Source organism: Mycobacterium szulgai (assembly GCF_002116635.1).
GTDB lineage: Bacteria > Actinomycetota > Actinomycetes > Mycobacteriales > Mycobacteriaceae > Mycobacterium > Mycobacterium szulgai.
The window spans coordinates 50,234-76,168 of sequence record NZ_LQPW01000150.1 but is presented as its reverse complement, the minus strand read 5'-3'; the positions used below and the strand labels follow the sequence as shown (position 1 = coordinate 76,168).

Annotated in this window: 22 protein-coding genes; 10 read left to right on the top strand and 12 right to left on the bottom strand. The window is 68.6% G+C overall.

What is annotated here, in order from left to right:
* From AWC27_RS22630 to eat, 5 genes are all read right to left on the bottom strand, one after another.
* Nucleotides 1-926: PE family protein (locus AWC27_RS22630; protein ID WP_139837155.1), on the bottom strand; the 926-nt coding region annotated here is incomplete at its 3' end.
* On the bottom strand, nucleotides 926-4,978 hold the full coding sequence (locus AWC27_RS31655; protein ID WP_085672519.1) for a PE family protein: 4,053 nt from the start codon (nucleotides 4,976-4,978) through the stop codon (nucleotides 926-928). The genes AWC27_RS22630 and AWC27_RS31655, both read right to left, overlap by 1 nt.
* A gap of 79 nt (nucleotides 4,979-5,057) precedes the next feature.
* The gene (gene eutC / locus AWC27_RS22620) at nucleotides 5,058-5,849 is read right to left on the bottom strand and encodes an ethanolamine ammonia-lyase subunit EutC (RefSeq protein WP_085672518.1); all 792 of its coding nucleotides are present in this window, start codon (nucleotides 5,847-5,849) and stop codon (nucleotides 5,058-5,060) included.
* Nucleotides 5,842-7,251, bottom strand: a complete 1,410-nt coding sequence (locus tag AWC27_RS22615; RefSeq protein WP_085672517.1) for an ethanolamine ammonia-lyase subunit EutB — start codon at nucleotides 7,249-7,251, stop codon at nucleotides 5,842-5,844. Before AWC27_RS22615 ends, eutC begins: the two co-directional genes overlap by 8 nt.
* Complete coding sequence (gene eat / locus AWC27_RS22610) at nucleotides 7,248-8,639, bottom strand: ethanolamine permease (RefSeq protein WP_085672516.1); 1,392 nt, start codon at nucleotides 8,637-8,639, stop codon at nucleotides 7,248-7,250. The genes AWC27_RS22615 and eat overlap by 4 nt, the downstream gene beginning before the upstream one ends.
* 151 nt (nucleotides 8,640-8,790) lie before the next feature.
* On the opposite strand from eat, the gene AWC27_RS22605 reads away from it, so the two are divergent.
* The 3 genes from AWC27_RS22605 to AWC27_RS22595 are packed head-to-tail and all read left to right on the top strand — an operon-like array spanning nucleotide 8,791 to nucleotide 12,475.
* Nucleotides 8,791-10,062, top strand: a complete 1,272-nt coding sequence (locus tag AWC27_RS22605) for a PPE family protein (RefSeq protein ID WP_245847419.1) — start codon at nucleotides 8,791-8,793, stop codon at nucleotides 10,060-10,062.
* An 8-nt stretch (nucleotides 10,063-10,070) separates the two neighbouring features.
* Nucleotides 10,071-11,318: a PPE family protein gene (locus tag AWC27_RS22600; protein WP_085672524.1), complete on the top strand. Its 1,248-nt coding sequence runs from the start codon at nucleotides 10,071-10,073 to the stop codon at nucleotides 11,316-11,318.
* Nucleotides 11,319-11,362: 44 nt separating this feature from the next.
* Nucleotides 11,363-12,475, top strand: coding sequence for a glycoside hydrolase family 76 protein (locus AWC27_RS22595; RefSeq protein ID WP_083114288.1), 1,113 nt, complete (start codon nucleotides 11,363-11,365; stop codon nucleotides 12,473-12,475).
* Here AWC27_RS22595 and AWC27_RS22590 read toward each other — a convergent pair.
* Entirely contained in the window at nucleotides 12,464-13,144 is a 681-nt protein-coding gene (locus AWC27_RS22590) for a VTT domain-containing protein (protein ID WP_083114287.1), read from the bottom strand. The two genes, AWC27_RS22595 and AWC27_RS22590, sit on opposite strands and share 12 nt — an antisense overlap.
* Before the next feature lie 61 nt (nucleotides 13,145-13,205).
* Here AWC27_RS22590 and fbaA point away from each other — a divergent pair, with 61 nt between their 5' ends.
* Nucleotides 13,206-14,243, top strand: coding sequence for a class II fructose-bisphosphate aldolase (gene fbaA / locus AWC27_RS22585; protein ID WP_083114286.1), 1,038 nt, complete (start codon nucleotides 13,206-13,208; stop codon nucleotides 14,241-14,243).
* Between the two features lie 84 nt (nucleotides 14,244-14,327).
* On the opposite strand, the gene AWC27_RS22580 is transcribed toward fbaA, so the two are convergent.
* Nucleotides 14,328-15,119 carry an Rv0361 family membrane protein gene (locus tag AWC27_RS22580; RefSeq protein WP_083114285.1) on the bottom strand — a complete coding sequence of 264 codons (792 nt, stop codon included), beginning with the start codon at nucleotides 15,117-15,119 and terminating at the stop codon, nucleotides 14,328-14,330.
* A 103-nt stretch (nucleotides 15,120-15,222) separates the two neighbouring features.
* Here AWC27_RS22580 and AWC27_RS22575 point away from each other — a divergent pair, with 103 nt between their 5' ends.
* Nucleotides 15,223-15,636, top strand: a complete 414-nt coding sequence (locus AWC27_RS22575) for a DUF3151 domain-containing protein (protein ID WP_083114284.1) — start codon at nucleotides 15,223-15,225, stop codon at nucleotides 15,634-15,636.
* Between the two features lie 8 nt (nucleotides 15,637-15,644).
* Here AWC27_RS22575 and AWC27_RS22570 read toward each other — a convergent pair whose 3' ends face one another.
* From AWC27_RS22570 to AWC27_RS22560, 3 genes are read right to left on the bottom strand one after another with little or no spacing between them, the layout of a single operon-like run.
* On the bottom strand, nucleotides 15,645-16,550 hold the full coding sequence (locus tag AWC27_RS22570) for a cation diffusion facilitator family transporter (protein WP_085672515.1): 906 nt from the start codon (nucleotides 16,548-16,550) through the stop codon (nucleotides 15,645-15,647).
* 43 nt (nucleotides 16,551-16,593) lie between these two features.
* Nucleotides 16,594-17,364, bottom strand: a complete 771-nt coding sequence (locus tag AWC27_RS22565) for a site-2 protease family protein (RefSeq protein WP_083114282.1) — start codon at nucleotides 17,362-17,364, stop codon at nucleotides 16,594-16,596.
* On the bottom strand, nucleotides 17,346-17,984 hold the full coding sequence (locus AWC27_RS22560; RefSeq protein ID WP_085672514.1) for a peptidase M50: 639 nt from the start codon (nucleotides 17,982-17,984) through the stop codon (nucleotides 17,346-17,348). The genes AWC27_RS22565 and AWC27_RS22560 overlap by 19 nt, the downstream gene beginning before the upstream one ends.
* A gap of 205 nt (nucleotides 17,985-18,189) precedes the next feature.
* Here AWC27_RS22560 and AWC27_RS22555 point away from each other — a divergent pair, with 205 nt between their 5' ends.
* On the top strand, nucleotides 18,190-19,488 hold the full coding sequence (locus AWC27_RS22555) for an adenylosuccinate synthase (protein ID WP_085672513.1): 1,299 nt from the start codon (nucleotides 18,190-18,192) through the stop codon (nucleotides 19,486-19,488).
* A 14-nt stretch (nucleotides 19,489-19,502) separates the two neighbouring features.
* Complete coding sequence (locus AWC27_RS22550) at nucleotides 19,503-20,153, top strand: PaaI family thioesterase (protein ID WP_139837156.1); 651 nt, start codon at nucleotides 19,503-19,505, stop codon at nucleotides 20,151-20,153.
* A gap of 4 nt (nucleotides 20,154-20,157) precedes the next feature.
* Here AWC27_RS22550 and AWC27_RS22545 read toward each other — a convergent pair whose 3' ends face one another.
* Complete coding sequence (locus AWC27_RS22545; RefSeq protein ID WP_085672511.1) at nucleotides 20,158-21,459, bottom strand: PPE family protein; 1,302 nt, start codon at nucleotides 21,457-21,459, stop codon at nucleotides 20,158-20,160.
* A gap of 75 nt (nucleotides 21,460-21,534) precedes the next feature.
* Between AWC27_RS22545 and purT the strand changes: the two genes are divergently transcribed.
* From purT to AWC27_RS22530, 3 genes are read left to right on the top strand one after another with little or no spacing between them, the layout of a single operon-like run.
* Complete coding sequence (purT, locus tag AWC27_RS22540; RefSeq protein WP_425437502.1) at nucleotides 21,535-22,794, top strand: formate-dependent phosphoribosylglycinamide formyltransferase; 1,260 nt, start codon at nucleotides 21,535-21,537, stop codon at nucleotides 22,792-22,794.
* A complete protein-coding gene (locus AWC27_RS22535) occupies nucleotides 22,791-23,207 on the top strand; it encodes a rhodanese-like domain-containing protein (RefSeq protein ID WP_085672510.1) in 417 nt (138 codons plus the stop codon). Before purT ends, AWC27_RS22535 begins: the two co-directional genes overlap by 4 nt.
* Nucleotides 23,204-24,424 (top strand): O-succinylhomoserine sulfhydrylase, encoded by a 1,221-nt coding sequence (locus AWC27_RS22530; RefSeq protein ID WP_085672509.1) that lies wholly within the window; start codon nucleotides 23,204-23,206, stop codon nucleotides 24,422-24,424. The genes AWC27_RS22535 and AWC27_RS22530 overlap by 4 nt, the downstream gene beginning before the upstream one ends.
* Here AWC27_RS22530 and AWC27_RS22525 read toward each other — a convergent pair.
* Nucleotides 24,421-25,824: an NAD(P)/FAD-dependent oxidoreductase gene (locus tag AWC27_RS22525; protein WP_085672508.1), complete on the bottom strand. Its 1,404-nt coding sequence runs from the start codon at nucleotides 25,822-25,824 to the stop codon at nucleotides 24,421-24,423. The genes AWC27_RS22530 and AWC27_RS22525 overlap by 4 nt on opposite strands.
* Between the last annotated feature and the right edge of the window lie 111 nt (nucleotides 25,825-25,935).

Here is a 25,935-nt window from a genome sequence, read left to right as displayed (position 1 = left end):
AGACCGCCGATGCCCGCAGCCCCGTTACCGCCGGCGCCCGCGGCCATGTCGGTCGACGAGCCGTTGAGAACGCCCCCGCCGGGCCCGCCGACGCCACCGGTCTGCCCGGCCACGCCGTCACGGCCGGTACCGCCGACACCGCCATTGCCGGTGAAGTTGCCGGCGCCGGCCTTACCGGCCGTCGCCTGCCCGCTCGATGCGTTGACGCCGCTGCCGCCGTCACCGCCGTCACCGGCTTGCCCGCCTTCACCGCCGGTGCCCCACAGGCCGGCATTGCCGCCCGTGCCGCCGTCACCACCGGCGCCGCCGGCCTGATTGGCCGCTCCGGCGCCGCCGGTGCCGCCGTTGCCGCCGGCCCCGCCGCCGCCGTATAGCCAGCCACCGGCCCCGCCGTTACCCCCACGGCCGCCGGCACCGGCCAAACCCGCCCCGCCGGCCCCGCCGTTGCCCCACAGCCCGGCCGATCCACCGTTGCCGCCGTTGGGGTGTCCCGCGGTACCGGGCCCGCCGTTGCCGCCGTTGCCGAACAACAGACCGCCGGCCGCGCCGTCTTGTCCCGGACCGCCGTTGGCGCCGTCGCCGATCAGCGGGCGGCCCAACAGCAGCTGGGTGGGCGCATTTATCGCATCCTGCAGGGGTGAGGCGCTGGCGGCTTCGGCGGCGGCATACCAGCGCGCACCCGCATTCAGCGATTGCACGAACCGCTCGTGAAAGGCCGCCGCCTGCGCGCTCAGCGACTGATAGGCCTGTGCATTACCGGCGAACAGCGAGGCCACCGCCGCCGACACCTCGTCGGCGGCGGCTGCCAGTACCGCGGTGGTCGGGAGTGCTGCGGTCGCGTTAGCCGAGCGCAGCGCCGCAGCGAGGCCCGCCAAGTCCGCCCCCGCAGCGGACAGCGTCTCGGTACCAACGAGCACAAACGACATCAGCCGTCCAGTCCGTCTGCCCCGGATGGGCCCGTGGCCCCGGCAAGGCCGCTCGGGCCGGCCGGGCCGTGCTGGCCGAAGTAGGGCGGAGCGGTGCCGCTGCCGCCATCACCACCGCTACCGCCGCCGGCGCCGGCGCCGGCGGCGCCACCGCTGCCACCCAAACCGCCGGCGCCTGCGGCGCCGGACTTGCCGAACAATCCGCCGGCGCCGCCGGCGCCGCCGTTACCACCCGCGCCGCCGCTCCCGCCGTCGCCGCCGTCACCGCCGGCCCCGCCGCGACCGCCGGCGCCGCCGTAGCTGTCGCCGTGGCCGCCGTCGCCGCCGGCCCCGCCGGTTGCACCGGCGGCACCGGCGCCACCGATACCGCCGTTGGCCCCGGCTCCGCCGAGGCCACCGGCTCCGACCAGCCAGCCGCCCCGGCCGCCGGCGCCGCCGTTGCCGCCGGCGCCGCCGGTCCAGCCGTTGGCGCCGGTCCCTCCGACACCGCCGATACCCCCGGCCCCACCGGTCGCTGTGTGACCGCCGGTTGTGACTGCGCTGCCGCCTCCGCCGCCGGCGCCACCGGGGGCCCCGGCGCCGCCGGCACCTCCGGTTCCGCCTGTTCCGCCGACCACGCCGGTCGATATGCCTTGCGTGACGTCCCCGCCGCCGCCGCCGCCGCCTCCGGTCTGCCCGAAGCTGCCAGACTGGCCGATGCCGCCAATGCCGCCGATTCCGGTATCGGTGTTGTCGCCCGGGTGACCGGCACTGGCTGTTCCGCTCGGGTTGTTCTGACCGGCGCCGCCGAGACCGCCGACACCGCCTTGACCGCCGGCGCCGCCGGTGCCCCACATCCCGGCCTGTCCGCCATTGCCTCCGCTACCGCCGGCGATGCCGGCCTGATTGGCCGCGCCCGCCGCGCCATTGCCACCGGCTCCGCCCGCCCCGCCCGAGCCGTAGAGCCATCCGCCGCTGCCGCCGTTGCCGCCATTGCCGCTGGGGTTGCCGGCCGTACCCGCGACCCCGGCCCCGCCGACTCCGCCGTTGCCCCAGAGTCCGGCGGATCCGCCATGACCGCCGTTGGGGTGTGTGGCGTCACCGGCTCCGCCGTTGCCGCCGTTGCCGAACAACAGGCCGCCGTCGCCGCCGTCTTGTCCGGGACCGCCGTCGGCGCCGTTGCCGATCAGGGGGCGGCCGAACAGCTCTTGGGCGGGTGCGTTGACCGCGGCAAGGGTCTGCTGCAGCCCCGAAGCTCCGGCAACGCCGTCCAGGCCGCTGGCGCCGTCTGAGCCCGTAGCGCCGGCGTGACCCGACGGGCCGGCCTGCCCGCCCTCGCCGTTGCGCCAGGCTGCGCTGCCGCCGGCACCACCGGCTCCGCCGCCGCCGGCATTACCGCCGCCGCCACCGTGGCCGCCCGCGCCGTGATTGCCACCGGCCCCCGGGTCGCCGAAGAATCCGCTGGCCCCACCGGCGCCGCCGGTGCCGCCGGCGCCACCCGCCCCGCCGGTGCCGCCGTCCCCGCCGCTGCCGCCGGGCCCGCCGGAGCCGCCGTAGGCCGGGCCGGCGTTCAAGGCGACAGTGGCGGTGCCACCCGCCCCGCCGATGCCGCCGGTAGCACCGGCCGCACCAGAACTTCCATTACCACCGTTGGCGGCGGCGCCACCGTTGCCGCCGTTGCCGAAGAGCCAGCCGCCGCGACCGCCAGCGCCGCCGTTGCCGCCGTTGCCCCCGGCGCCGCCATTGATGCCGACGCCGCCGTGGCCGCCGGTACCCCCGGCACCACCGGTAGCGGTGACCTCACCGGCGTTGGTCACCCCGCCGCCGCCACCGCCGTTGCCCCCGGGCGCACCCGCGCCGCCCGCGCCTCCGTTGCCCCCGTCGCCGCCGGCAAGGAAGGTAGTGGCGCCGTTGCTGACGGAGCCGCCGTCGCCGCCGATGCCGCCGGTCTGGCCGAACGCGCCGTCCTGGCCGGTGCCGCCGATTCCGCCGTTGCCCGCTGCGCTGCCGGAGCCGGGGTTACCGGCCAGCGCCTGCCCGCTCACCACGTTTTGCGTGGCGCCGCCGTTGCCGCCGGCGCCGGCCTGCCCGCCGACACCGCCGGTGCCCCACATGCCGGCGCTGCCGCCGTGACCGCCATTGCCGCCGTTGCCGCCGGCTTGATTGGTCAGCCCGGCCGCACCAATGGCGCCGTTGCCGCCGGCTCCGCCGGCGCCGAACAGCCACCCGCCGTTGCCGCCGTTGCCGCCGTTGCCACCGTTCGCGCCGCTAGCGCCGGCCAGGCCGGCGCCGCCGGCCCCGCCGTTGCCCCACAGCGCGGCCGATCCGCCGTTGCCGCCGTCGGGGTGCGACGCCGTACCGGCCCCGCCGTTGCCGCCGTTGCCGAACAACAGTCCGCCGGGTCCGCCGTCTTGTCCGGGTCCGCCATTGGCGCCATTGCCCACCAGCGGCCGGCCCAACAGACTCTGTGTGGGTTCATTGGCCGCGGCGATCACCTGCTGCAACCCAGACGCGCCGGAAACTCCGTCCACACCGCTGGCGCCGGCCACGCCCGTTGCTCCGGGTTGACCAAGTGGGCCGGTCGCGCCGGCTTGGCCGGCGAGTGCCGGGGTCCCGGCGATGATGCCCTGGCCGCCCGCGCCACCGGCCCCGCCGGCGCCGCTGTCGCCGGCGCCGCCGCCGGCGCCACCCACGCCATGTGCACCCCCGCCGCCGGTATGGCTGAAGAATCCCGCGCCCCCGCCGGCGCCGCCGTTGCCGCCGGCGCCGCCGGCCCCACCGACACCGCCGTTACCTCCGGCGCCGCCTGGACCGCCGGAGCCGCCGTAGGCGGTTGCGGTGACGAACGCGACGGTGGCCTCACCGCCCTGGCCGCCGGCCCCGCCCGTCGCACCCGCAGCGGCCGCACCGCCGACGCCGCCATTGGCGCCGGCTCCGCCCTGACCACCGGCGCCGAACAGCCATCCGCCGTGGCCGCCGGCACCGCCGTTGCCGCCGGCGCCGCCGACGGCGCCGGCCACACCGTCACCACCGACCCCACCTACACCGCCCGCGCCGCCGGTCGTAGTGGCGCCCACCCCGGCGCTCGCGTTGGCATAGCCCCCAGCGCCGCCGTCGCCGCCGTTCGCACCGAGGCCACCGGCCCCGCCGGTCCCGCCGTTGCCGCCGGTTAGGCCCAGACTCGCGCCGTCGAGGACCGCGCCGCCGGCGCCACCGGCGCCACCGGTCTGCCCGGCCACGCCGTCTTTGCCGGTGCCGCCGAGTCCGCCGTTGCCCTGAGGGCTATTGAGGCCCGCTTGACCGGTCGCGGCCTGGCTGCTGCTCGCGTTGACGCCGGCCCCGCCGTCGCCACCGGTGCCGGCTTGCCCGCCGGCACCGCCGCTGCCCCACAGGCCGGCGCTCCCGCCAGCGCCGCCATCGCCCCCGGCGCCGCCGGCCTGATTGACCGCTCCGGCGCCTCCGACGCCCCCGGCCCCACCGGTACCTCCGGACCCATACAGCCACCCGCCGGATCCGCCGTTGCCCCCGCGGCCGCCGTTGGCGCCGCCGGCACCGGCCAATCCGGCCCCGCCGCCACCGCCGTCGCCCCACAGCCCGGCCGCTCCACCGTTGCCCCCGTCGGGATGTCCCGCGGTACCGGCCCCGCCGGCACCGCCGTTGCCGAACAACAGCCCGCCGGCCCCGCCGTTCTGCCCCGGCGCGCCATCGGCGCCGTTACCGATCAACGGGCGGCCCAACAGCAGCTGGGTGGGGGCATTCATGGCATCGAGGAGCAGCTGCAGCGGCGAGGCGTTGGCGGCCTCGGCTGCGGCATACCAGCGCGCGCTCGCATTAAGTGACTGGATGAACTGCTCGTGAAATGCCGCCGCCTGCGCACTCAACGACTGATAGGCCTGCGCGTTGCCGGCAAACAGGGAGGCCACCGCTGCCGACACCTCGTCGGCACCGGCGGCAGCTAGCACACTGGTCGGCAGTGCCGCCGCCGCGTTCGCCGAATGCAGCGTCGCGGCGAGCCCCGCCAGGTCTCCGGCCGCCGCCGACATCGCCTCGGCACCCGCGACCACAAACGACATGAGCTGTCCTCCTGCAAGCCTGGGGCAACAAGCGGGAACGCGCTGAATTTATCGCTGCTGGCCCGGACTGCGGAGCGCTTTAGTCAATACTCACGCGTTTATTCGACGCTGAATCCTCGCCGGCCAATTCGGTGCGAGAGGTGTCTTTGAGGGTGACCCCCGAGCGGCCCAGTTTGCGTGCGCCGGCGACGAGCGCGGCGGCGATGGCCGCGGCGGCCTGGTAGTCGAGGCCGTCGGGTGGATGGATGTTGGAGATGCAGTTGCGGTCGGCATCGCTGAGACCGGGTGACGGCAGTTGGGTCAGGTAGATGCCGAGACTGTCGGCGACGGATAGGCCAGGGCGTTCGCCGATGATCATCAGCAGCGTCTGTACGCCCAACGCGTCCCCGATGTGGTCGCCGAGGGCGACCCGAGCCTGCGTTGCGATCACCGGTGGCGCAATTCGGTATCGGCCGTTGAATTCGTGCACCAGCGCCGAAACCAGCTGAGCGCCATGGTGATTGAGCGCGCAGGGAGATAGCCCGTCGGCGAGCACGATACCGATGTCTGCGCCGGTATTCGGCAAGATGGACAGGTCTGCGGGACAGCGGCCAAGGTCGGGCCGGCGAAGGTACTCGCTCCGTGAGGTGGCACTGCTCCGCACCCGCAGTGGCGCGCCGATACCCAGCTTGCCGATCTGCTCGGTGAGGGCGTCGACGTCGAGCGGATCATGCACGGCGTCGCGAGCGGCGGCATGGGCGGCCTGAAACTCCAGGACTCGGCGAGTCGGCAGCGAATTGCCCGCTCGCCCAAGTCCGATCCGAGCTTGGGTGGCCTGCCGCAATACTGCCCACACATCGTCTGCAGGCCGCGGCTCCGGTGTGTCAAGCACCGGTTGCCAATGCGCGCAGCGGCGAGGCCGCGAGATCGACGGGCAGAATGCGCCCGCTGGTGTCGACCATCCCCAGACCGGCCAGCCACGTCTCGAATTCGGGTGCCGGGCGCAGTCGCAGTACCTGCCGGACGTACAACGGATCGTGGAAGGACAGGCTTTGATAGCCGAGCATGATGTCGTCGGCACCCGGGACGGCGATCACGAACGCGGCGCCCGCCACCCCCAGCAGGGTGAGCAGCGTATCCATGTCGTCCTGGTCGGCTTCGGCGTGGTTGGTGTAGCAGACGTCGACACCCATCGGTAGGCCGAGCAGCTTGCCGCAGAAGTGGTCTTCCAGGCCGGCGCGAATGATTTGCTTACCGTCATAAAGGTATTCAGGTCCGATGAACCCGACCACCGTATTGACCAACAACGGCTGCAGCGCTCTGGCCACCCCGTAAGCCCGCACCTCCAGCGTTTGTTGGTCGACGGGCTTGCCGCCCACGCCCAGGTGCGCCCCCGCCGACAGGGCCGAACCCTGTCCGGTCTCGAGGTACATCACGTTGTCGCCGACGGTGCCGCGTCCTAGGGATCGCGCAATCGCGTTGGCTTCCAACAGCATTGGGATGGTTACACCGAAACTGGAATTAGCGCCTTCGGTGCCCGCGATCGACTGGAAGACGAGGTCGACAGGGACACCCTTGTCGATCAACTCCATGGTGGTCGTCACGTGGCACAGTACGCAGGACTGCATGGGGATGCTGAAACGCTGCCGGATGTCGTCGAGTAGACAGAGCAGATCCGCCGTCGCCTGCGGCGAGTCGCTCGCCGGATTGATACCAACTACCGCATCGCCACACCCCATCAACAATCCGTCGAGCATCCCGGCGGCGATCCCGCGCGGGTCATCGGTCGGATGGTTTGGCTGCAGCCGGGTGGCCAGCCGCCCCGGCAGCCCGATCGTGGTACGAAACGCAGCGGTAGCGCAGCTGGCGGCAGCCACCAGGATCAGGTCCTGATTGCGCATGATCTTGGACACCGCGGCGGCCATCTCTGGTGTCAGGCCGGAGGCGATCGCGGCGATGCGCGCCGCACTGTCATCGCGTGCGGCCGAATCCAGCAGCCAGTCACGCAGGCCGCCGACCGTCAAGTGGGCGATCGAGCTGAATGCCTCGCGATCATGGCTGTCGATGATCAGCCGGGTGACTTCGTCGGTTTCGTAGGGCACCACCATGTCGTTGAGGAAGGTTGTGAGCGGCAGGTCGGCCAATACCCATGCCGCCGCTGCACGTTCGGCATCGCAGTGGGCCGCACAGCCGGCGAGCTCGTCGCCGGAGCGCTGCGGCGTCGCTTTCGCCATCACCTCCACAAGGTCGTCAAAGGTGTAGGTGGTACCCGAAACGGTCTGCCGGTAAGTCATAAGCCGGCCAGTTCCTCGTCCGGAGCGTGGGCGATCAATCGATGCCGGCTGTGTACTGCGAAATAAGCGAGGAAGCCGAAGAATACAACCAAACAACACGCGGCGGCCACGGTGTTAACCAAGAACGTCGCTATAAGCGCCAGTGTGGCGACAACCAATGCAAAGCTCGTCGTGGCGATTCCGCCCGGTGTCCGGTAGGGGCGGGCCATTTCGGAAGCTTGGCGTCGCAACACAATATGACTGACCATCATCAACACGTAGCTGAGCGTGGCACCGAATACCGCCATATTCAGCAGGAGATCACCTTTGCCTGTCGTGGACAGTGCGAAACCGATGGCACCGGGAATGACGAGTGCCAGCGTGGGCGCTCTGCGCGAATTGGTGATCGACAGCCGCGTCGGCAGGTATCCCGCCCGCGACAGGGCGAACAGTTGCCGAGAATACGCATAGATGATGGAGAAGAAGCTGGCGACGAGCCCGGCCAATCCGATGTAATTGACAACCCTGGCTGCCCAGGTGTGTCCTAATGCCTCGACCAGCGGGTTGCCCGATGCCGACATGGCGTGGGCCCCGCCGGCGCCGGTGGTCAGCAGCAGCACGAGCACACACGTCACCAGCAGGACTGTGAACGCCGCGGTGATGCCGCGCGGAACATTGCGTGCCGGTTCTGTCGTCTCCTCGGCCGCCAGCGGCACTCCCTCGACCGCGAGAAAGAACCAGATGGCAAACGGCAAAGCCGACCAGACGCCCAGATAACCATGCGGCAGAAAGGCCGATGCGCCCGCGGCTCGAGAGGGTGCGATATCGGTGAGATTCGCAAGCGAGCAATGGTCAATGGCCGAGAATGCGAATATCGCGATGCCCACCAGTGCGATTCCGGTGATTACGAACATCACTTTCAGCGCCTCGCCCACCCCGGCCAGGTGAATGCCAATGAAAACGAGGTAGATCGTCAGATATACCCACCACCCGTCCCGGATGCCGAACAACCCGAGGGACTGCACATATGCGCCGATGAACGTAGCGATTGCCGCCGGCGCAATCGAGTATTCGATCAATACCGCCGTCCCCGTCGCGAACCCGCCCCACGGCCCCAGGGCGCGGCGGGCGAACGTATAGCCACCGCCGGCGGCCGGCAGCGCTGAAGACAACTCGGCCATGCCGAGAACCAACGCCAAATACATGGCGGCGATCACTGCGGTAGCAATCAGCAATCCGCCGAAGCCGCCGCGGGCCAAGCCGAAGTTCCACCCGGAATAGTCACCCGAGACGACATAGCTGACACCCAACCCCGCCAGTAATAACCAGCCGGCGCTACCAGTCTTGAGTTGTCGCTTCTCAAGGTAGGTTTGCGATTCCTCGCTTGCGACCACGTCGACTTCCTCCATCCATAAGCACGCGTCGCACATTGTTGCTCAGCGTGCTAAAAAGTAGCGAGTGGAGCGTTTGCTCCGCGCTTTGACGGTACAACTTCTCGACGGATTTCGCTCAGTTGCTTGCCATTTGGGCGTTAGGGCGCTGATACGTGAGGTGGAGCTGATGGTGGATTTTGCGGCATTGCCACCGGAGATCAACTCCGCCCGGATGTATGCGGGTGTGGGCGCGGCGCCATTGGCGGCGGCTGCGCAGGCGTGGGATGGGCTGGCTGCTGAATTGGGTTCGGCGGCAGAGCTTTACGCGATGGTGGTGGCTGAGCTGGTCACGCGGCAGTGGGTGGGGCCGTCGGCGGTGTCGATGGCCGAGGCGGCGGCTTCGTATCTGTCGTGGCTGAACGCGACCGCTGGTTTGGCTGCCCAAACCGCTGGTCAGCTGCGATCGGCGGTGGCCGCTTATGAGGCGGCGTATGTGGCCACGGTGCCACCGGCGGAGATCGAGGTGAACCGGGCGTTGTTGGCGGCGTTGGTGGCTACCAACGTCTTTGGGCAGAACAGCTCGGCGATCGCGGCGACCGAGACGCAGTATGGGCAGATGTGGGCTCAGGATGGCGCGGCGATGTACAGCTATGCCGGTGCTTCGGCGGCGGCAACCACATTGACGCCGTTCACCGCACCGGCGCAAAATGCCGACCCGGCCGCCCAGCCGACGCTTGCCCAGGTGATCGCGCAGATTTCCAGTGTGCCCAATCTGCTACAGGGCCTTGCCTCGGGAACATCGGTTGACCCAATTGCGCTGCTGGACAGTATGTTAGCCGATCCGGCGAACATCGCTGTCAACAGATTCGGCTCGGATATGGGTCAATTCGCCACGGAGCTCAGTGGCTGGGCGTTTCTGGCCTCGGGGTTCACGCCCTACTTCTCCTCGCTTTATCCGCTTGCGCTGCCTGCGCAGGCCGCGGCCGACGTAGCCGAGGTGTCCAGCGCCGCGCCCGGGCCGACCCTGGTGAGTTCATACGGCGATGCGGCCTCGGTCGGCAGGCTATCGGTGCCTGCGACCTGGAGCATGAAGGCCCCGGAAATCCGGCTTGCTGCAACGCAGTTGCCGGCCAGCGCGCTCGGTAGTCTGCCGCAGGCCGCGATACTGGGCCCGGACGGCTGCGGTGGCGGGTTGCCCGTGGTCAGTGGCTTGGGCAACGCCGCCAAAGGTGGCGAGAGCAAGCCTCGCTGCGGTGTGCGGAGCAAGGTGCTACCACCGTGGGCTCGGGAGCCCGACGCCGAGGGGCAGGGGTCGGGCCGGCCGCACCAAAGTCAACCTGTCGCCAGCGCCTTGAGCGACCGCGAGCGCGACGAAATAGCCCGGCTGCGTAAGGAGATCGCCGAATTGGCCACGGAGCGGGATGCGGCAGCCCGCTTGATCAAGGAGGCCATGTGGTGATCGGCCTCATCGACTATGGGGCGCTGCCGCCGGAGATCAACTCCGCCCGGATGTATGCGGGTGTGGGCGCGGCGCCATTGGCGGCGGCTGCGCAGGCGTGGGATGGGCTGGCTGCTGAATTGGGTTCGGCGGCAGAGCTTTACGCGACGGTGGTGGCTGAGCTGGTCACGCGGCAGTGGGTGGGGCCGTCGGCGGTGTCGATGGCCGAGGCGGCGGCTTCGTATCTGTCGTGGCTGAACGCGACCGCTGGTTTGGCTGCCCAAACCGCTGGTCAGCTGCGATCGGCGGTGGCCGCTTATGAGGCGGCGTATGTGGCCACGGTGCCACCGGCGGAGATCGAGCTGAACCGGGCGTTGTTGGCGGCGTTGGTGGCTACCAACGTCTTTGGGCAGAACAGCGCGGCGATCGCGGCGACCGAGACGCAGTATGGGCAGATGTGGGCTCAGGATGGCGCGGCGATGTACAGCTATGCCGGTGCTTCGGCGGCGGCAACCACATTGACGCCGTTCACCGCACCGCCGCCGGGCACCAACCCGGCGGCCGCGCTCGATGTGGCGCCCGCCCTGCTGAGCCGACTCTCTTCCGCGGCATCATCGGTAAGCGTCTCGCAGTTGCTGATGGATCTTCTCGCCAGTCCGCCGGTGCACGTCTTCCAATCAGTTGTCGAAGGCACCCTGGGCTTGGGCACGTTCTCTTATGGAGTGAATTTCCTTGTGTCCGGGGTGATGTTGACCGCGGCGCCGATGATCGCCGTGTGCTTCAATCCGTTGGCCACCGCGCTTTCGGCGCCGGCGACGGCGGTGACACCGGCGGTGGCGGCGCCCGAGGTCGCGCTTGCAAGTGCATCGCCGTCAGCAAGTGCAGGCCAGGCGCCGTCGGTGGGAAAGCTATCGGTGCCGCCATCCTGGATTGCCGAGGCTCCGGAAATCCGGCTTGCCGCAACGGCTTGCGCGATCGGGTTACCGGTCGCCGATGCCGGAAGTCTGATGTACGGCGGCATGCCGCCGATGGGTCCGATAACGAGCGTCGTCAACGCGCCAAGAGGTGACCGGGGGCGCGTGCGTTCCGGAATACCCGCGAAAGTGGTTGCCGGGAGTGCAGATGCGCCGGGCAACGCTGCCGGCCCACCCGACGACTTGCTCAGCGAACGCGACGAGCTCGACCAGCTGCGCAAGGCGGCGAGTCAACTCGCCAGGCAGCGGGATGTGCTGAAGCGAACGGCGGCGACCTTGATCCAGGAATCGAAGGAGAAGTAGGCAGCAGAAGTACGCCGACAACCGGGGTAAGGCAGGATCCAGGTATGGATCAGGTTTGGGCAAACCGCGCAGCCAGCTCCGAAGCGGCCGTCACCCAACGGCACCTGAAACGGCTCTGGGCGCTTCCGGGAACCCAACTGGGAGTGGTGGCCTGGCCCTCGGACCGAAAAGACAGGTTGTTCGGAACCTGGCATTACTGGTGGCAGGCGCATCTGCTGGATTGCCTGGTCGACGCGCAGTTGCGCGATCCGCAGCCGCAGCGGCACACCCGAATCAACCGGCAGGTCCGCTCGCATCGTCTGCGCAACAACCTCTCCTGGGTCAACAGTTACTACGACGACATGGCGTGGCTGGCGCTGGCCTTAGAGCGTGCGGCCCGGATAGCCGGTGTCGAACGCAAGCGCGCGCTGCCCAAGCTGGCCGAGCAGTTCGTCAAGGCGTGGGTGCCAGAAGACGGCGGCGGCATCCCGTGGCGCAAGCAGGACCAGTTCTTCAACGCTCCCGCCAACGGCCCGGCCGGAATCTTTTTGGCCCGCTACGGCGACTGGCTCAAACGGGCCGAGCAGATGGGTGACTGGATCGACCGCACCTTGATCGACCCGGAGACACACCTGGTGTTCGACGGCATCAAGGCCGGCTCACTGGTGCGCGCGCAGTACACCTACTGCCAGGGTGTGGTGCTGGGACTGGAAACCGAGCTGGCCGCGCGCACCGGCGCCGAAGCCAGGCAGCGGCATCAGGCGCGGGTGCATCGTCTGGTCGCGGCCGTGGGCGAGCACATGGCGCCCTCCGGCGTGCTGCGCGGTGCGGGCGGCGGGGACGGCGGCCTGTTCGCGGGCATCACCGCTCGCTACCTCGCGCTGGTGGCCACCACCTTGCCGGGGGATTCCGCCGCCGACGTCACCACCCGCGATGCCGCTCGGGCAATAGTGCTGTCCAGCGCCAAATCCGCGTGGGACTACCGGCAAACGGTCGACGGGTTACCGGTATTCGGGGCGTTCTGGGACCGCGACGCCGAGCTGCCCACCGCGACCGGCAAGGAGGCGGAGTTCGTCGAGGGCGCGGTGATGAGCTCAGAAATCCCCGAGCGCGACCTGTCGGTGCAGCTGTCGGGCTGGATGTTGATGGAGGCCGCGCACGCGGCCTCAGTCGGGTAATGCGGGCTCGGACTCGCTCTTGGCGGCGCGGCGCCTGGAGCGGTAGGCGCGCCAGCCGCCGATCAGCGCCGGCAGCAGCGAGACGAACAGAATGGCCAGGATGATCTTTTCCAGGTTCTGGTGCACGAACGGCACGTTGCCCAGGAAGTAGCCGGCCAGCGTGACGCCCCCGCCCCAGGCGACACCGCCGACGATGTCGAAACCGAGGAACACCGGGTAGCGCATGTAGGACACCCCGGCGATCACAGGTGTGAACGTCCGCAGGAACGGGGCGAACCGGGCCAGGATGATCGCCCACGGACCGTATTTCTCGAAGAAGGCGTGCGAATCGGTCACGTAGTGCTTCTTGAAGAAGCGCGAATCTTCCTTCTTGAACAAGGCCGGCCCGATACGGCGCCCGATGAAATAGCCACACTGATCACCGGCCACCGCAACCACCGCGACCGCGGGGGCCAGCACCCAGATGTTGGCCGGCGGGTTAGGGTGCGCGGCCAATAATCCGCCGGTGAACAGCAGCGACTCACCCGGCAGCAGCGGAAACAGCAATCCGGTCTCGATGAAGACGATGATCAGGATCCCGGGCAGCACCGCGGAGCCGAACACCCCGCCGGCGCCCAGCCAGTACATCGGGTCGAGGATGTCCGGCAGGGCCGTCACGGCGGTGCTCATGACGCTTCAACATACCGGCGTTGTAATACTGAGTGGACCCAGCCTTGTAGGAGGAAGTTTCATGCCCATCGCAACGCCCGAGGTCTACGCCGAGATGCTGGGCCGTGCGAAACAGAACTCGTACGCATTTCCGGCTATCAACTGCACCTCCTCGGAAACCGTCAACGCGGCAATCAAAGGCTTCGCCGATGCCGGCAGCGACGGCATCATCCAGTTCTCCACCGGTGGTGCGGAGTTCGGCTCCGGCCTGGGCGTCAAGGACATGGTGACCGGGGCCGTGGCCCTGGCCGAGTTCACCCACGTCATCGCCGCCAAATACCCGATCAACGTCGCGCTGCACACCGACCACTGCCCTAAGGACAAGCTCGACACCTACGTGCGCCCACTGCTGGCCATCTCCGCAGAAAGAGTGGGCAAGGGCCGGGACCCGCTGTTCCAGTCGCACATGTGGGACGGTTCCGCGGTGCCGATCGACGAGAACCTGGAGATCGCCCGAGAGCTGCTGAAGCAGGCCGCGGCCGCCAAGATCATCCTGGAGATCGAGATCGGCGTGGTGGGCGGCGAAGAGGACGGCGTCGCCAACGAGATCAACGACAAGCTCTACACCACCCCAAAGGACTTCGAGAAGACCATCGACGCTCTGGGCCACGGCGAACACGGCAAGTACCTGCTGGCCGCGACGTTCGGCAACGTGCACGGGGTCTACAAGCCCGGCAACGTCAAGCTGCGCCCCGACATCCTGGCCCAAGGGCAGAAGGTGGCGGCGGCCAAACTCGGTCTCGCGGACGACGCGAAGCCGTTCGACTTCGTCTTCCACGGCGGCTCGGGCTCGGAGAAGTCAGAGATCGAGGAGGCGTTGCGCTACGGGGTGGTGAAGATGAACGTCGACACCGACACCCAGTACGCGTTCACCCGCCCGATCGCCGGCCACATGTTCACCAACTACGACGGCGTGCTCAAGGTCGACGGCGAGGTGGGCGCCAAGAAGGTCTACGACCCGCGCAGCTATCTGAAGAAGGCCGAGGCCGCGATGACCGAGCGGGTCATCGAGGCCTGCAACGATCTGCACTGCGCCGGCAAGGCGCTCAGCTCGAGTTGACCCTCTGCCGCCCAGCGTGCACTCACTGCGAAAATCTGGCCCGAATCTCGCAATCAGTGCACGCTCGGCGCGAGCGTTAGACGGCTAGTTCGAGGGCGCTTGGCAGATCTTCCACTGATCGTCGCGGAACTGTAGGTCGAGGCTGCGGGTCGAGCGCAGCTGCGGGTCGTAGGCCATGAACGTGGTGATGTTGGCCTCGGCGTGCTGGCCGTTGACCACGACCTGGTCGATGCTGGCGATCACCGGATACTGCTTGGCCGCCGAAACCCGGCGATAGCTTTCCGCCCAAGCCTTTTCGTCGTACTCGACGTAACCATCGCGGGTGGTGCCACAGGTGATGCTGCGCAGCGCCGTCAGATCGCCGGTCTGGATCGCGATGTCAAAGCTCTGGATGGTGTGTCGCACTTGTTCTTCCTGCGACACCTTCGAATGCTTGGTCCGGGTCAGCAGCACGGTGCCCAGGATGGCGATTGCCGCTAACGCGAGCACGATCACCACGATCGCCAGCACCCAGCCCCATTTGTGTTGCTTGGACGACCCCGGCTTGCCGCTGTCACGCGGTGGGATGGATTGCGGCACAGCCGTTTTCGGATGCATGCCGGGCGGTGTCGGCGAGCCGCCCGGACCGGGATGGGTCTGGAAGACCTCGGTGGCGGCCTCGGGGGCGGTGGCGATGACCTGGGTCTCTTTGGCGTCGAAGCCCGGAGCGGTGAAGCGGCGTTCGCGCGGCGCATCCGGGTTGAGCGGCTCCGGAGCTTCCGGCGGATCGGATTTGCTGATCACCACGGTTTCGGTTTCCGAGTCGTTCGGAATCAGGGGGGGTTCGGTGCCGGTGTCTTCAGTGCCGTCGCGGTCGGGCTCGGGTGCGTTGGGCATGAAAGGAGCTTAGCGACCCGCCAGCCGCGACGCGGAACGGCACAATCACGCGGAACGGCACACACGCGGAACGGCACACACGCGGAACGGCACAATAGAGCCCATGACGCAGATGGGTGATCTCCTGGGACCTGATCCGATCCTGCTGCCCCCTGGCGGCGAAGCCGAAGAGGAGCTGCTGGCCGGCGAAAACCCGAGCATTGTCGCGGCCGCGCATCCGTCGGCCTCGGTGGCCTGGGCGACGTTGGCTGAGCAGGCACTGGCCGACGACAAAGCCGTCACCGCCTACGCATATGCCCGCACCGGTTATCACCGTGGCCTCGACCAATTGCGCCGCAACGGCTGGAAAGGCTTCGGTCCGGTGCCCTATGCACACGAACCGAACCAGGGCTTTTTGCGGTGCGTGGCCGCGCTGGCCCGTGCCGCCGACGCCATCGGCGAGACCGACGAGCTGTACCGCTGCCTGGATCTGCTCGACGACTGCGACCCCGCCGCGCGCCAGGCCCTCGGTCTTTAGTCGGGCCCTTAGTAGGTCTCGCTGCAGTGCGCGTCGCCGTCCGCGGACTCGATCTGGACGGTGGCGTGGTCCAGCCCGTGCTCATGCAACACCTCGCGCGCGTCGTGCAGCACCCGGGCGGAGTCGCCGTCGCTGGTCAGGTGCGCGGTAACCATGTCTTTGCCGGGCGACAGCGTCCACACGTGCAGGTCGTGCACATCGCTCACCCCGTCGACGTCGCCCAGCGCGTGGCGCAAGGCGTCGACGTCGATGTGCGCCGGTGAGGACTCGGACAGAATCCGCAGCGCGGCCCGGGCCAGCGCGATCGCCCGCGGCAGCACCCACAGCGCGACCAGGACGGCAACCACCACGTCGGCATACGGCCAGCTCGTCGTGATGGTGACGATGCCGGCGATCAACACGCCCAGGCTGCCGACGGTGTCGGCGACCACCTCCATGTAGGCGCCCTTGACCGCGAGACTGCCGTCGGCGTGCGAGCGCAGCAACAGCGCGACCACGAAGTTGGCGAGCAGGCCGGCCAGCGCCACCACGACCATCGGCACGCCCGGGATCGACGGTGCCTCACGGAGGCGTTCGATCGCTTCGAAGAGGATGAACAGCGCGACGCCGATCAGCAGCACGGCGTTGGCCACCGCGGTGAACACCTCGGCGCGGTGCCAGCCGAAGGTGCGGTTGGGGGAGGAGCTGCCGCGGCGGGCCAGCACGACCGCGGCCAGACCCATGAACACGGCCACCACGTCGGTCAGCATGTGTCCGGCATCGGCCAGCAGCGCGATCGAGTTGATCAGCAGCGAGGTGGTCAGCTCCACCACGAAGAACGCAGCGAGGATGCCCGCCGCGATCACCATCCGCGGAATCATCCGCGAAGCGTCCGCCTCGGTGGGGGTATGACTGTGACTGTGGCCTGCGCCCATGCGCAGTAATATATGCGTAATAACGCATATATTGCAATAGTTATCAGAACCAGATGCTCCAGAACCGGGTCAGCGTGCCACCCGCGGCCGCCAGCCAATGCGGCACACCGGAGAGATCGAACAACCAGTACACAAGCCCGAAGAGCCACCGGTTAAGCACGGGTGCCAGGAAGAAGAACAGCAGAAAAAAGGGTGCGAATTGCTTGGCCGGTGCCACCGCGCGCTGCGTCTCGGGACTCAGGTGCGGCTCCAGCGCGTCGTAACCGTCCAGGCCCGGGATGGGCAGCAGGTTCAGCACTACCGCGGTGATCTGCAGGAACCCCAGAAACGCCACGCCCGCCCACAACACCGCGTGCGCCGGGTTGTACAGCAGCTGCGTTGTCACCAGCAGCAACACAGCCAGCAGCAGGTTGGCTGCGGGTCCGGCCAGGCTGACCAGGGTGCGCCGCCGCGCGCTCATGAACCAGGTGTGTAGGTACACCGCGCCGCCGGGCAGGCCGATGCCACCGAGCGCGATGAACAACATCGGCAAACCCAGCGACAGCATGGGATGGCTGTAGCGGCGCGGGTCCAGGCTCAGGTAGCCGCGCAGGGCCACGTCCTGGTCGCCGAAGCGCCAGGCGGTGAACGCGTGGCTGAACTCGTGCAGGCACAGCGACACCAACCAGCCGGCGATCACGAAGATGAACACCCCGGCATAGGACAGCGGACGCACGCTCGCCCCGGCCGCCCAGGCCAGTGCGCCGCCGACGGCGGTGGCCGCGATGAGGCCCAGGAAGATCGGGCTGGGTCGTACTACCGAACCAACAACCATCCCTCGATGTTGCGGTAGAAGGTTGAGCGCCGCACCTTGCGGGGTGCCGTAACGCCGTCGCGCAGCACCGCGGCGCCGGTCGTGCCCAGCTGGACGGCGCGCCCACTGACCCAGCGGCGCCACGGCCGCCGGCCGGGCAGCGCGGCGCGCAGGCCGGGTAGCGCCGCCGTCGGCTCGATGGACACGCCGGTGACGTCGCCGTCGAACAGCACCGTGTCGTCGACGACGGCCTCGCCATGGATCACCGACTCGTCGCCGGCCGGCCGCCAGCTGGCCCGGCCCACGATCACGGTGCCGGTCTCGTCGCGGATCAGCGGGACCCGGGCGGCGGTCCCACGCCGGGCCCGCCGGGCCGCGCGGCGTCCGGCAGGCAACCGATAGACCCGGGTCGCCGGCGTGCGCCGGCGCGGCACATAGCCGACCTCGACGTCGAGTCGCTCGGCGCGCAATAACCGGGTGAGTACGGCGGCCAGGTCGGCGTCGGTGCCCACCACGATCAATCGCCGATAGGGCCCGTCAGCCGCGTCCAAGCCGCTGTCCGGCTCGCGAACGAAGACCGGCAAACCGACCAGCGGCCGCGGCACGCCGGAATCGCCGAACAGCAACACGGCCGCATTCATGACACTCCTCGTTAACCGCTAGGTAGGGTAGGTCACCGGCTGGACCACAATAAGCGGGGACAACCCGGGAGAGCAGGTGGCGATCGCAAGCGCGGCGCCGGCCGGGCGCAGCGGGTCGTCACCATTAGACCCAGGCGGCGATCGCAAGCGCGGCGCCGGCCGGGCGCAGCGGGTCGTCACCATTAGACCCAGGCGGGAGCACGTCATGCCGGCAGTCGTCCTCATCGGCGCCCAATGGGGCGACGAGGGCAAAGGTAAGGCCACTGATCTGCTCGGTGGCCGGGTGCACTGGGTGGTGCGCTATCAGGGCGGCAACAACGCCGGGCACACCGTGGTGTTGCCGACCGGTGAGAACTTCGCGTTGCACCTCATCCCCTCGGGTGTGCTGACGCCCGGTGTCACCAACGTCATCGGCAACGGCGTGGTGGTGGATCCCGGCGTGCTGCTGGACGAACTCAAGGGCCTGGAAGACCGCGGCGTCGACACCTCCAAGCTGCTGATCTCCGCCGACGCCCACCTGCTGATGCCCTACCACGTCGCCATCGACAAGGTCACCGAGCGCTACATGGGCAGCAAGAAGATCGGCACCACCGGCCGCGGCATCGGGCCCTGCTATCAAGACAAGATCGCCCGGATGGGGATCCGGGTTGCCGATGTGCTGAACCCCGAACAGCTCACCCACAAGGTCGAGGCCGCACTCGAGTTCAAGAACCAGGTGCTGGTAAAGATCTACAACCGCAAGGCGCTGGAGCCCGACCAGGTCGTCGAGGCGCTGCTGGAGCAGGCCGAGGGTTTCCAGCATCGCATCGCCGACACCCGGCTGCTGCTCAACGCCGCGCTGGAGGCAGGCGAAACCGTGTTGCTCGAAGGCTCGCAGGGCACCCTGCTCGACGTCGACCACGGCACCTACCCGTACGTGACGTCGTCGAATCCGACGGCGGGCGGTGCGGCCGTCGGATCCGGCATCGGTCCGACCCGGATCACCACCGTGCTCGGGATTCTCAAGGCCTACACCACCCGGGTGGGCTCCGGCCCGTTCCCCACCGAGCTGTTCGACGAGAACGGCGAGTACCTGTCCAAGACCGGCGGCGAATTCGGTGTGACGACCGGGCGGCGCCGGCGCTGCGGCTGGTTCGATGCGGTCATCGCGCGGTATGCGACCCGGGTCAACGGCATCACCGACTTCTTTTTGACCAAGCTCGACGTGCTGTCCAGCCTGGAAACCGTCCCGGTGTGCGTCGGCTACGAGATCGACGGCAAGCGCACCCACGAGATGCCGATGACCCAAAGTGACCTCTGCGGCGCCACGCCGATCTACGAAGAGATGCCCGGCTGGTGGGAAGACATCTCGGCCGCGCGCGAATTCGACGACCTGCCGGCCAAGGCGCGCGACTACGTGTTGCGGCTGGAAGAGCTTGCCGGAGCACCCATTTCGTGCATCGGGGTCGGTCCTGGACGGGATCAGACCATCGTGCGCCGCGACATCCTGGCGGCGCGCCGGTGACGCACTACTCGTCGATCGCGCCGGAACCGCGGCCCGAAGACGAAGATCCTGAATACGAGCACCACGGCGGCTTTCCCGAATACGGTCCGGCCAATCCGGGCGCCGGCTTCCGCAACTTCGTGGCGACCATGCGCCGGTTGCAGGATCTGGCGGTGTCCGCCGATCCCGGCGACGACGTGTGGGACGAGGCGGCGCAGCGCGCCGCCGTGCTGGTCGAGCTGCTCGGCCCATTTCAGGCCGAAGAGGGCAAGGCGCCGGCCGGCCGGACGCCGGACCTGCCCGGCATGGGCAGCCTGTTGCTGCCACCGTGGACCTTGACCCGCTATGAGCCCGACGGCGTCGAGATGACCGGGTCCTTCACCAGATTTCACGTAGGAGGTAACTCCGCGGTGCACGGCGGTGTGCTGCCGCTGCTGTTTGACCACATGTTCGGCATGATTTCGCACGCGGCGGGACGACCGATCAGCCGCACGGCGTTCCTGCACGTGGATTACCGCAAGGTCACCCCGATCGATACGCCGCTGCTGATCCGCGGGCGGGTGAGCCGCACCGAGGGCCGCAAGGCGTTCGTGACGGCAGAACTGGTCGACGCGAACGGGCCTAGCGAGGCGGTGCTGGCCGAGGGCAACGGGTTGATGGTCCGGCTATTGCCCGGCCAGCCGTAACGGACTACTGATTCGGGTTCGGCGGCACCACGATGATCGTGGCCCCGGGAATCGCGGCCAGGGTTGCCGCGAGGTTGGCGACGACGCCAGGGGGCAGGCCAGCCGGCAGTCCCGGAAAGTGCGCGCCGGCCGCCGCCGCCGGTATTGCGGGTTGGTTCGCCGCGGGCTTGGCCGCCGCCGCGGCTCCGCCGGCACCGCCGCCCGGTGTGGTGGGCTGGGTGCTCGTTCCCGAGGAGGAACTGCCGCGCGCCGCCAGCCCGGCCACGCTGGTGCCCGCCAGACCGGCGGCCGCCAGGCCGGCGTATGAGCCGTCGGAACTGCCGGTCATGTACATCGGTGTGGCGTTGGGGAACATTGCAGCGATCTGGCGCACCGCTGGTGGCTGGTACCAGCTCTGCGGCACGGATAGCCCGCCGGCGTTGGACGAATAGCCCGAAAGCGCGGCGACCGGCGGCTTGACCCCCGGCACCAGGCGTCCCGACGCCCCCGGGTTCGCATCGTCGGCCCGCGCGCCGCCCGGGACCGAGATGTTTCCCCCGCCGGCCGCGCCGCTGTCGTCGATGCCGCCGCAGCCACGACTGGCGTCGTCCTCGGAGATGGCGTCGTGTCGATAGACCTCGACCAGCTGCGCCCCCTGTACGCCGGTGCTGACGGCCGCGACCACCACGGCCGCCGCGACCAGCAGGTCCAGGTCGCCGATCGGTGTCGGTAGGCCGATCGACGCCGCGGGCGCGGTCAGCGCGGACACGGCCGCGGCCGGTTCGGCGGTCAGTGCGCTCTCGGTGGTAGTCGCCGGGGGCGGGGTGAACGGCGTCAGCTCAGATGCCGCCGCAGAGGTGCCGGCGTAGCCATCCATGGCGACGATGTCCTGGGCCCACATTTCGCCGTAGTCGGCTTCGTTGCTGGCGATCGCCGGGGTGTTCTGCCCGAAGATGTTGGTTTGGGCCAGGGCAACCGTCGAGGTGCGGTTGGCGGCGATCGCGACGGGCGGAACGGTCGCCGCGTACGCCGACTCGTACGCGTTCGCCGCGGTCACGGCCTGCGCCGCGGCCTGCTCGGCCTGAGCGGCGGTGGCCTTCATCCAGGCGACGTAAGGTGCCGCCGCGGCGGCCATCGACAGCGCTGACGCGCCCTGCCACTCCTGCGCGCTGAGCCCGGCGATCACCGCTTCGTAGGTAGCCGCGGTCGCGTTCAGTTCGTTGGACAGCCGCGCCCAGGCCGCGGCCGCCTGCATCAGCGGTGCCGAGCCGGGACCGGAATAGATACGGGCCGAATTGATTTCGGGCGGTAGCTCCGCGAAGTCCATCGCTACCCTCCTGCCACCAACGGAGACCTCCTCATCGCCAAGGTACACAGGCACCTATCAGCAGAGTTACATAAGATTCCCAAAAATGAGCCCAGACGCGTCGTTCTCTTATGGAAGGGTGAGCAGGTGACTGACGGCCCCCGGGTGCTGCTGCTGGGTTCGGATGAACTTGGACGGGAGCTGACGATCGCGCTGCAGCGGCTGGGCGCCGAGGTGATAGCCGTAGACGGTTCTCCCGATGCCCCCGCACACCGAGTAGCCGACCAGGCGCTCGTCGCCGAGCTTACCGACGCGGCCGAACTGGCGGGGTTATTCGGGCGCTTGCAACCGGACTTCGTCGTGACCCTCACCGACGCGGTTTCCGTCAAGGCTCTCAACGACCTCAGTCTCAGCGAAGCCGAGCAGGCAGATTCCGAAGGCGGCCACACCGAACTGGTGCCCAGTGCGCGCGCCGTCCGTGTGACGGCCGACCGGGAAGGGCTGCGCAAGCTGGCCGCTGATCAGCTGGGCCTGCCCACCGCGCCGTTCTGGTTCGTCGGATCGCTCGCTGAACTCGAGGCCGTCGCCGCCCATGCCGGCTTCCCGTTGCTGGTCAAACCGAGCGCGGGGACACCCGGCCAGGGGCAATCGCTGGTTAAGGGTCCAGACCAGGTCAAGGTCGCCTGGCAGCACGCCGGCGGGGGCGACACGCCTGGTGAGGCCTACTCCGTATGGGTCGAGTCGGTGGTCGAGGTCGAATTTCTGGTCACGATGATCGTTGTGCGCAGCGACGGCCCGGACGGGCCGGTAATCGAGTTCTGTGCACCCGTTGGTCACCACCGCGCCGACGGCGGTGCGCTGGAGTCCTGGCAACCCCAGCAGATGAGCACGCCGGCGCTGGATGCGGCCAGATCGATTGCGGCGCGCATCGTCAAGGCGCTCGGCGGGCGCGGCGTCTTCAGCGTCGAATTGATGATCAACGGCGACGAGGTGTACTTCGCCGATGTAACCGCGCACCCCACCGTCAGCAGCTGGGTCACCCTGCGCAGCCAGCGGCTTTCGGCGTTCGAGTTGCAGGCGCGGGCCATTCTGGGGGTGGCGGTGGACACCATAATGGTGTCGCCGGGTGCCGCCCGGGAGGTGACGGGTACACCGCCGGGTGCCGAAGCGCTGACCGCGGCACTGCGCGTGCCGGAAAGCGATGTCCGGTTGTTCGGGCAAACGAAACGGCCGGTGCCCGTTGGGGCGTCCAGCGGCATCGGGCTGGCGTTGGCCACCGCGCCCGAGGTGGCGGCCGCTCGCGACCGCGCCCGCGACGTCGCTACCCGCCTTGATATGCGAGACTCACGCGAGTGAGCTACGCAGGAGACATAACGCCGCTCGAGGCATGGAAGATGCTCAGCGACAATCCCCGGGCAGTACTGGTCGACGTGCGCACCGACGCCGAATGGAGTTTCGTCGGTGTACCCGACCTGTCCAGCCTGGGCCGTGAAGTGGTTTTCATCGAGTGGAACAAGAGCAACGGCCAGCCCAACGACGGCTTCCTGGCCCAACTGCAGGAGCAGGTTCCCACAGGTCAAGACGATCGGCCGGTGATCTTTTTGTGCCGCTCGGGTAACCGCTCCATCGGTGCGGCCGAAGTCGCGACCGAGGCGGGCATCGGCCCGTCCTACAACGTGCTGGACGGCTTCGAAGGACACCTCGACGCCCATGCACACCGCGGCGAAACCGGCTGGCGAGCGCTGGGGTTGCCCTGGAGACAGGGGTGACCGAGGAGCCCTCGGTCCGCACGCCCAAGGCGCTGCCCGACGGCGTGAGCCAGGCGACCATCGGCGTGCGCGGCGGTCTGTTGCGCTCCGGGTTCGAAGAGACCGCCGAGGCGATGTTCATGACGTCTGGCTATGTCTACCGGTCGGCCGAGGTGGCCGAGCAGTCGTTCACCGGCGAGTCGGACCACTTTGTGTACTCGCGCTACGGCAACCCGACGATCAGCATGTTCCAGGAACGGCTGCGGCTGATCGAAGGCGCCCCGGCGGCGTTCGCCACCGCCAGCGGCATGGCCGCGGTGTTCACCTCGCTGGGGGCGCTGCTGGGCGCCGGGGACCGGTTGGTCGCCGCGCGCAGCCTGTTCGGCTCGTGTTTCGTGGTGTGTAACGAGATCTTGCCGCGCTGGGGTGTGGAGACCGTTTTCGTCGACGGCGACGACCTTTCGCAATGGGAGCAGGCGCTATCGGTGCCCACCCAGGCGGTGTTCTTCGAGACGCCGTCGAATCCGATGCAATCCCTGGTGGATATCGCCGCGGTGACCGAGATGGCACACGCAGTGGGCGCAAAGGTGGTGCTGGACAACGTTTTTGCCACACCATTGCTACAGCAGGGCTTTCCACTCGGAGTTGACGTGGTGGTGTATTCGGGCACCAAGCACATCGACGGTCAGGGCCGGGTGCTGGGCGGTGCCATCCTCGGCGACCAGGAGTACATCGACGGTCCGGTGCAGAAGCTGATGCGCCACACCGGCCCGGCGCTGAGTGCGTTCAACGCGTGGGTGCTGTTGAAAGGCCTTGAGACACTTGCGATTCGGGTCGATTACAGCAATTCCTCGGCGCAGCGTATCGCGGAGTTCCTGGAAGGCCATCCCGCGGTGCGATGGGTGCGTTACCCGTACCTCCCGTCGCACCCGCAATACGACCTGGCCAAGCGTCAAATGTCAGGCGGCGGAACGGTTGTCACCTTCGAGCTCGACGTCGCCGAGAGTGCCGCCAAGCAACGGGTCTTCGAAGTCCTGGACAAGTTGCGCCTGATCGATATCTCCAACAACCTCGGCGACGCCAAATCGCTTGTCACCCACCCCGCGACGACGACGCATCGGGCGATGGGCCCCGAGGGCCGCGCCGCGATCGGGCTCGGTGACGGCGTGGTCCGCATCTCCGTCGGCCTGGAGGGCACCGACGACCTGATCGCCGATATCGACCAGGCCTTGAGTTAGCCGGTCGCCTGCTGTTCTGCTTGTTCGGCGCGTTCGGCCGCCGCCAGCGCTCCCTGGGTCTGTGCCTCCATCCACTGCGTCACCACGCGCGCATAGACCATCTGGCTGGTGATGGCCATCTGCCCACGAGTGCGGCCCAGGAATGAGATCCCCCAGGAGAACATCGCCGCGATCCGGTTCCGGTGGCCCACCAGGTAATACAGATGCAGCACCAGCCACGCCAACCAAGCGATGAAACCGGCGAACTCCAGCTTGCCGACCTGGGCGACGGCGGTGTACCGCGACACCAGGGCCATGCTGCCCTTGTTGAAGTACTTGAACGGCTCGCGGGTGGCCGGGTCGTCCTTGCCTTTGACGGTGTTCTTGATGATCCTCGTGGCGTAGTGCGCGCCCTGGATCGCGCCCTGCGCCATCCCGGGCACGTTGGGCACCGACATCAGGTCGCCGACGACGAAGACGTGCGGGTGCCCCTTCACGGTGAGGTCGGGTTCGACGACAACCCGTCCGGCGCGGTCGGTTTCGGTTCCGTCGGACTGCTCGGTCACCATCTTGCCCAGCGGGCTGGCCTGGACGCCGGCCGCCCACACTTTGCACGCGCATTCGATGCGCCGCTCGGTGCCGTCCTTTTCCTTGATCGTGATGCCCTTGTAGTCGACGGCGCTCACCATCGCGTTGAGCTGGACCTCGACGTCCATCTTTTCCAGCCGGTGTTGGGCTTTGAGGCCCAACTTGGTGCCCATCGGCGGCAACACCGCGGGTGCGGCATCGAGCAGGATCACCCGGCATTCGCTGGGTGTAATGGTGCGGAAGGCGCCGGCCAGGGTGCGCTCGGCGAGTTGGACGATCTCGCCGGCCAACTCGACGCCGGTGGGTCCGGCGCCGACGACGACGAACGTCAGCCGACGTTCGCGCTCGTCATGGTCGGTGGCGACCTCGGCGGCTTCGAACGCGCCGAGGATGCGGCCGCGCAATTCGAGTGCGTCGTCGATCGTTTTCATGCCCGGCGCGTAGGTGGCGAAGTGGTCGTTGCCGAAGTAGGACTGCTGCGCGCCGGCGGCGACGATGAGACTGTCGTAAGGGGTGACCGTCTCCATGCCCATCAGTTTCGACGTGACGGTCTTGGCCGTCAGATCGATCGCTTCGACCTCGCCCAGCAACACCCTGACGTTCTTCTGCTTGCGCAGGATCAGCCGGGTGGTCGGGGCGATGTCGCCTTCGGACAGGATGCCGGTCGCGACTTGGTACAGCAGTGGCTGGAACAAGTGGGTGGTGGTCTTCGAAATCAAGGTGACCTCGACGTCGGCCCGCTTGAGCGCTTTGGCCGCATTCAGGCCGCCGAACCCGCTTCCGATGATGACGACGCGGTGGCGCCTGCCCGTTTCGCTGGATGGGGGCGTCATGGTCCTCCTTCAGTCTGGTCACTGCAGCGCATGTACACCGTACGACTAGCCGGCCCGCTCTCGACAGCAGCCGCGGGTTTACAGATACGGGTGGGGGGTATATCATCGGTC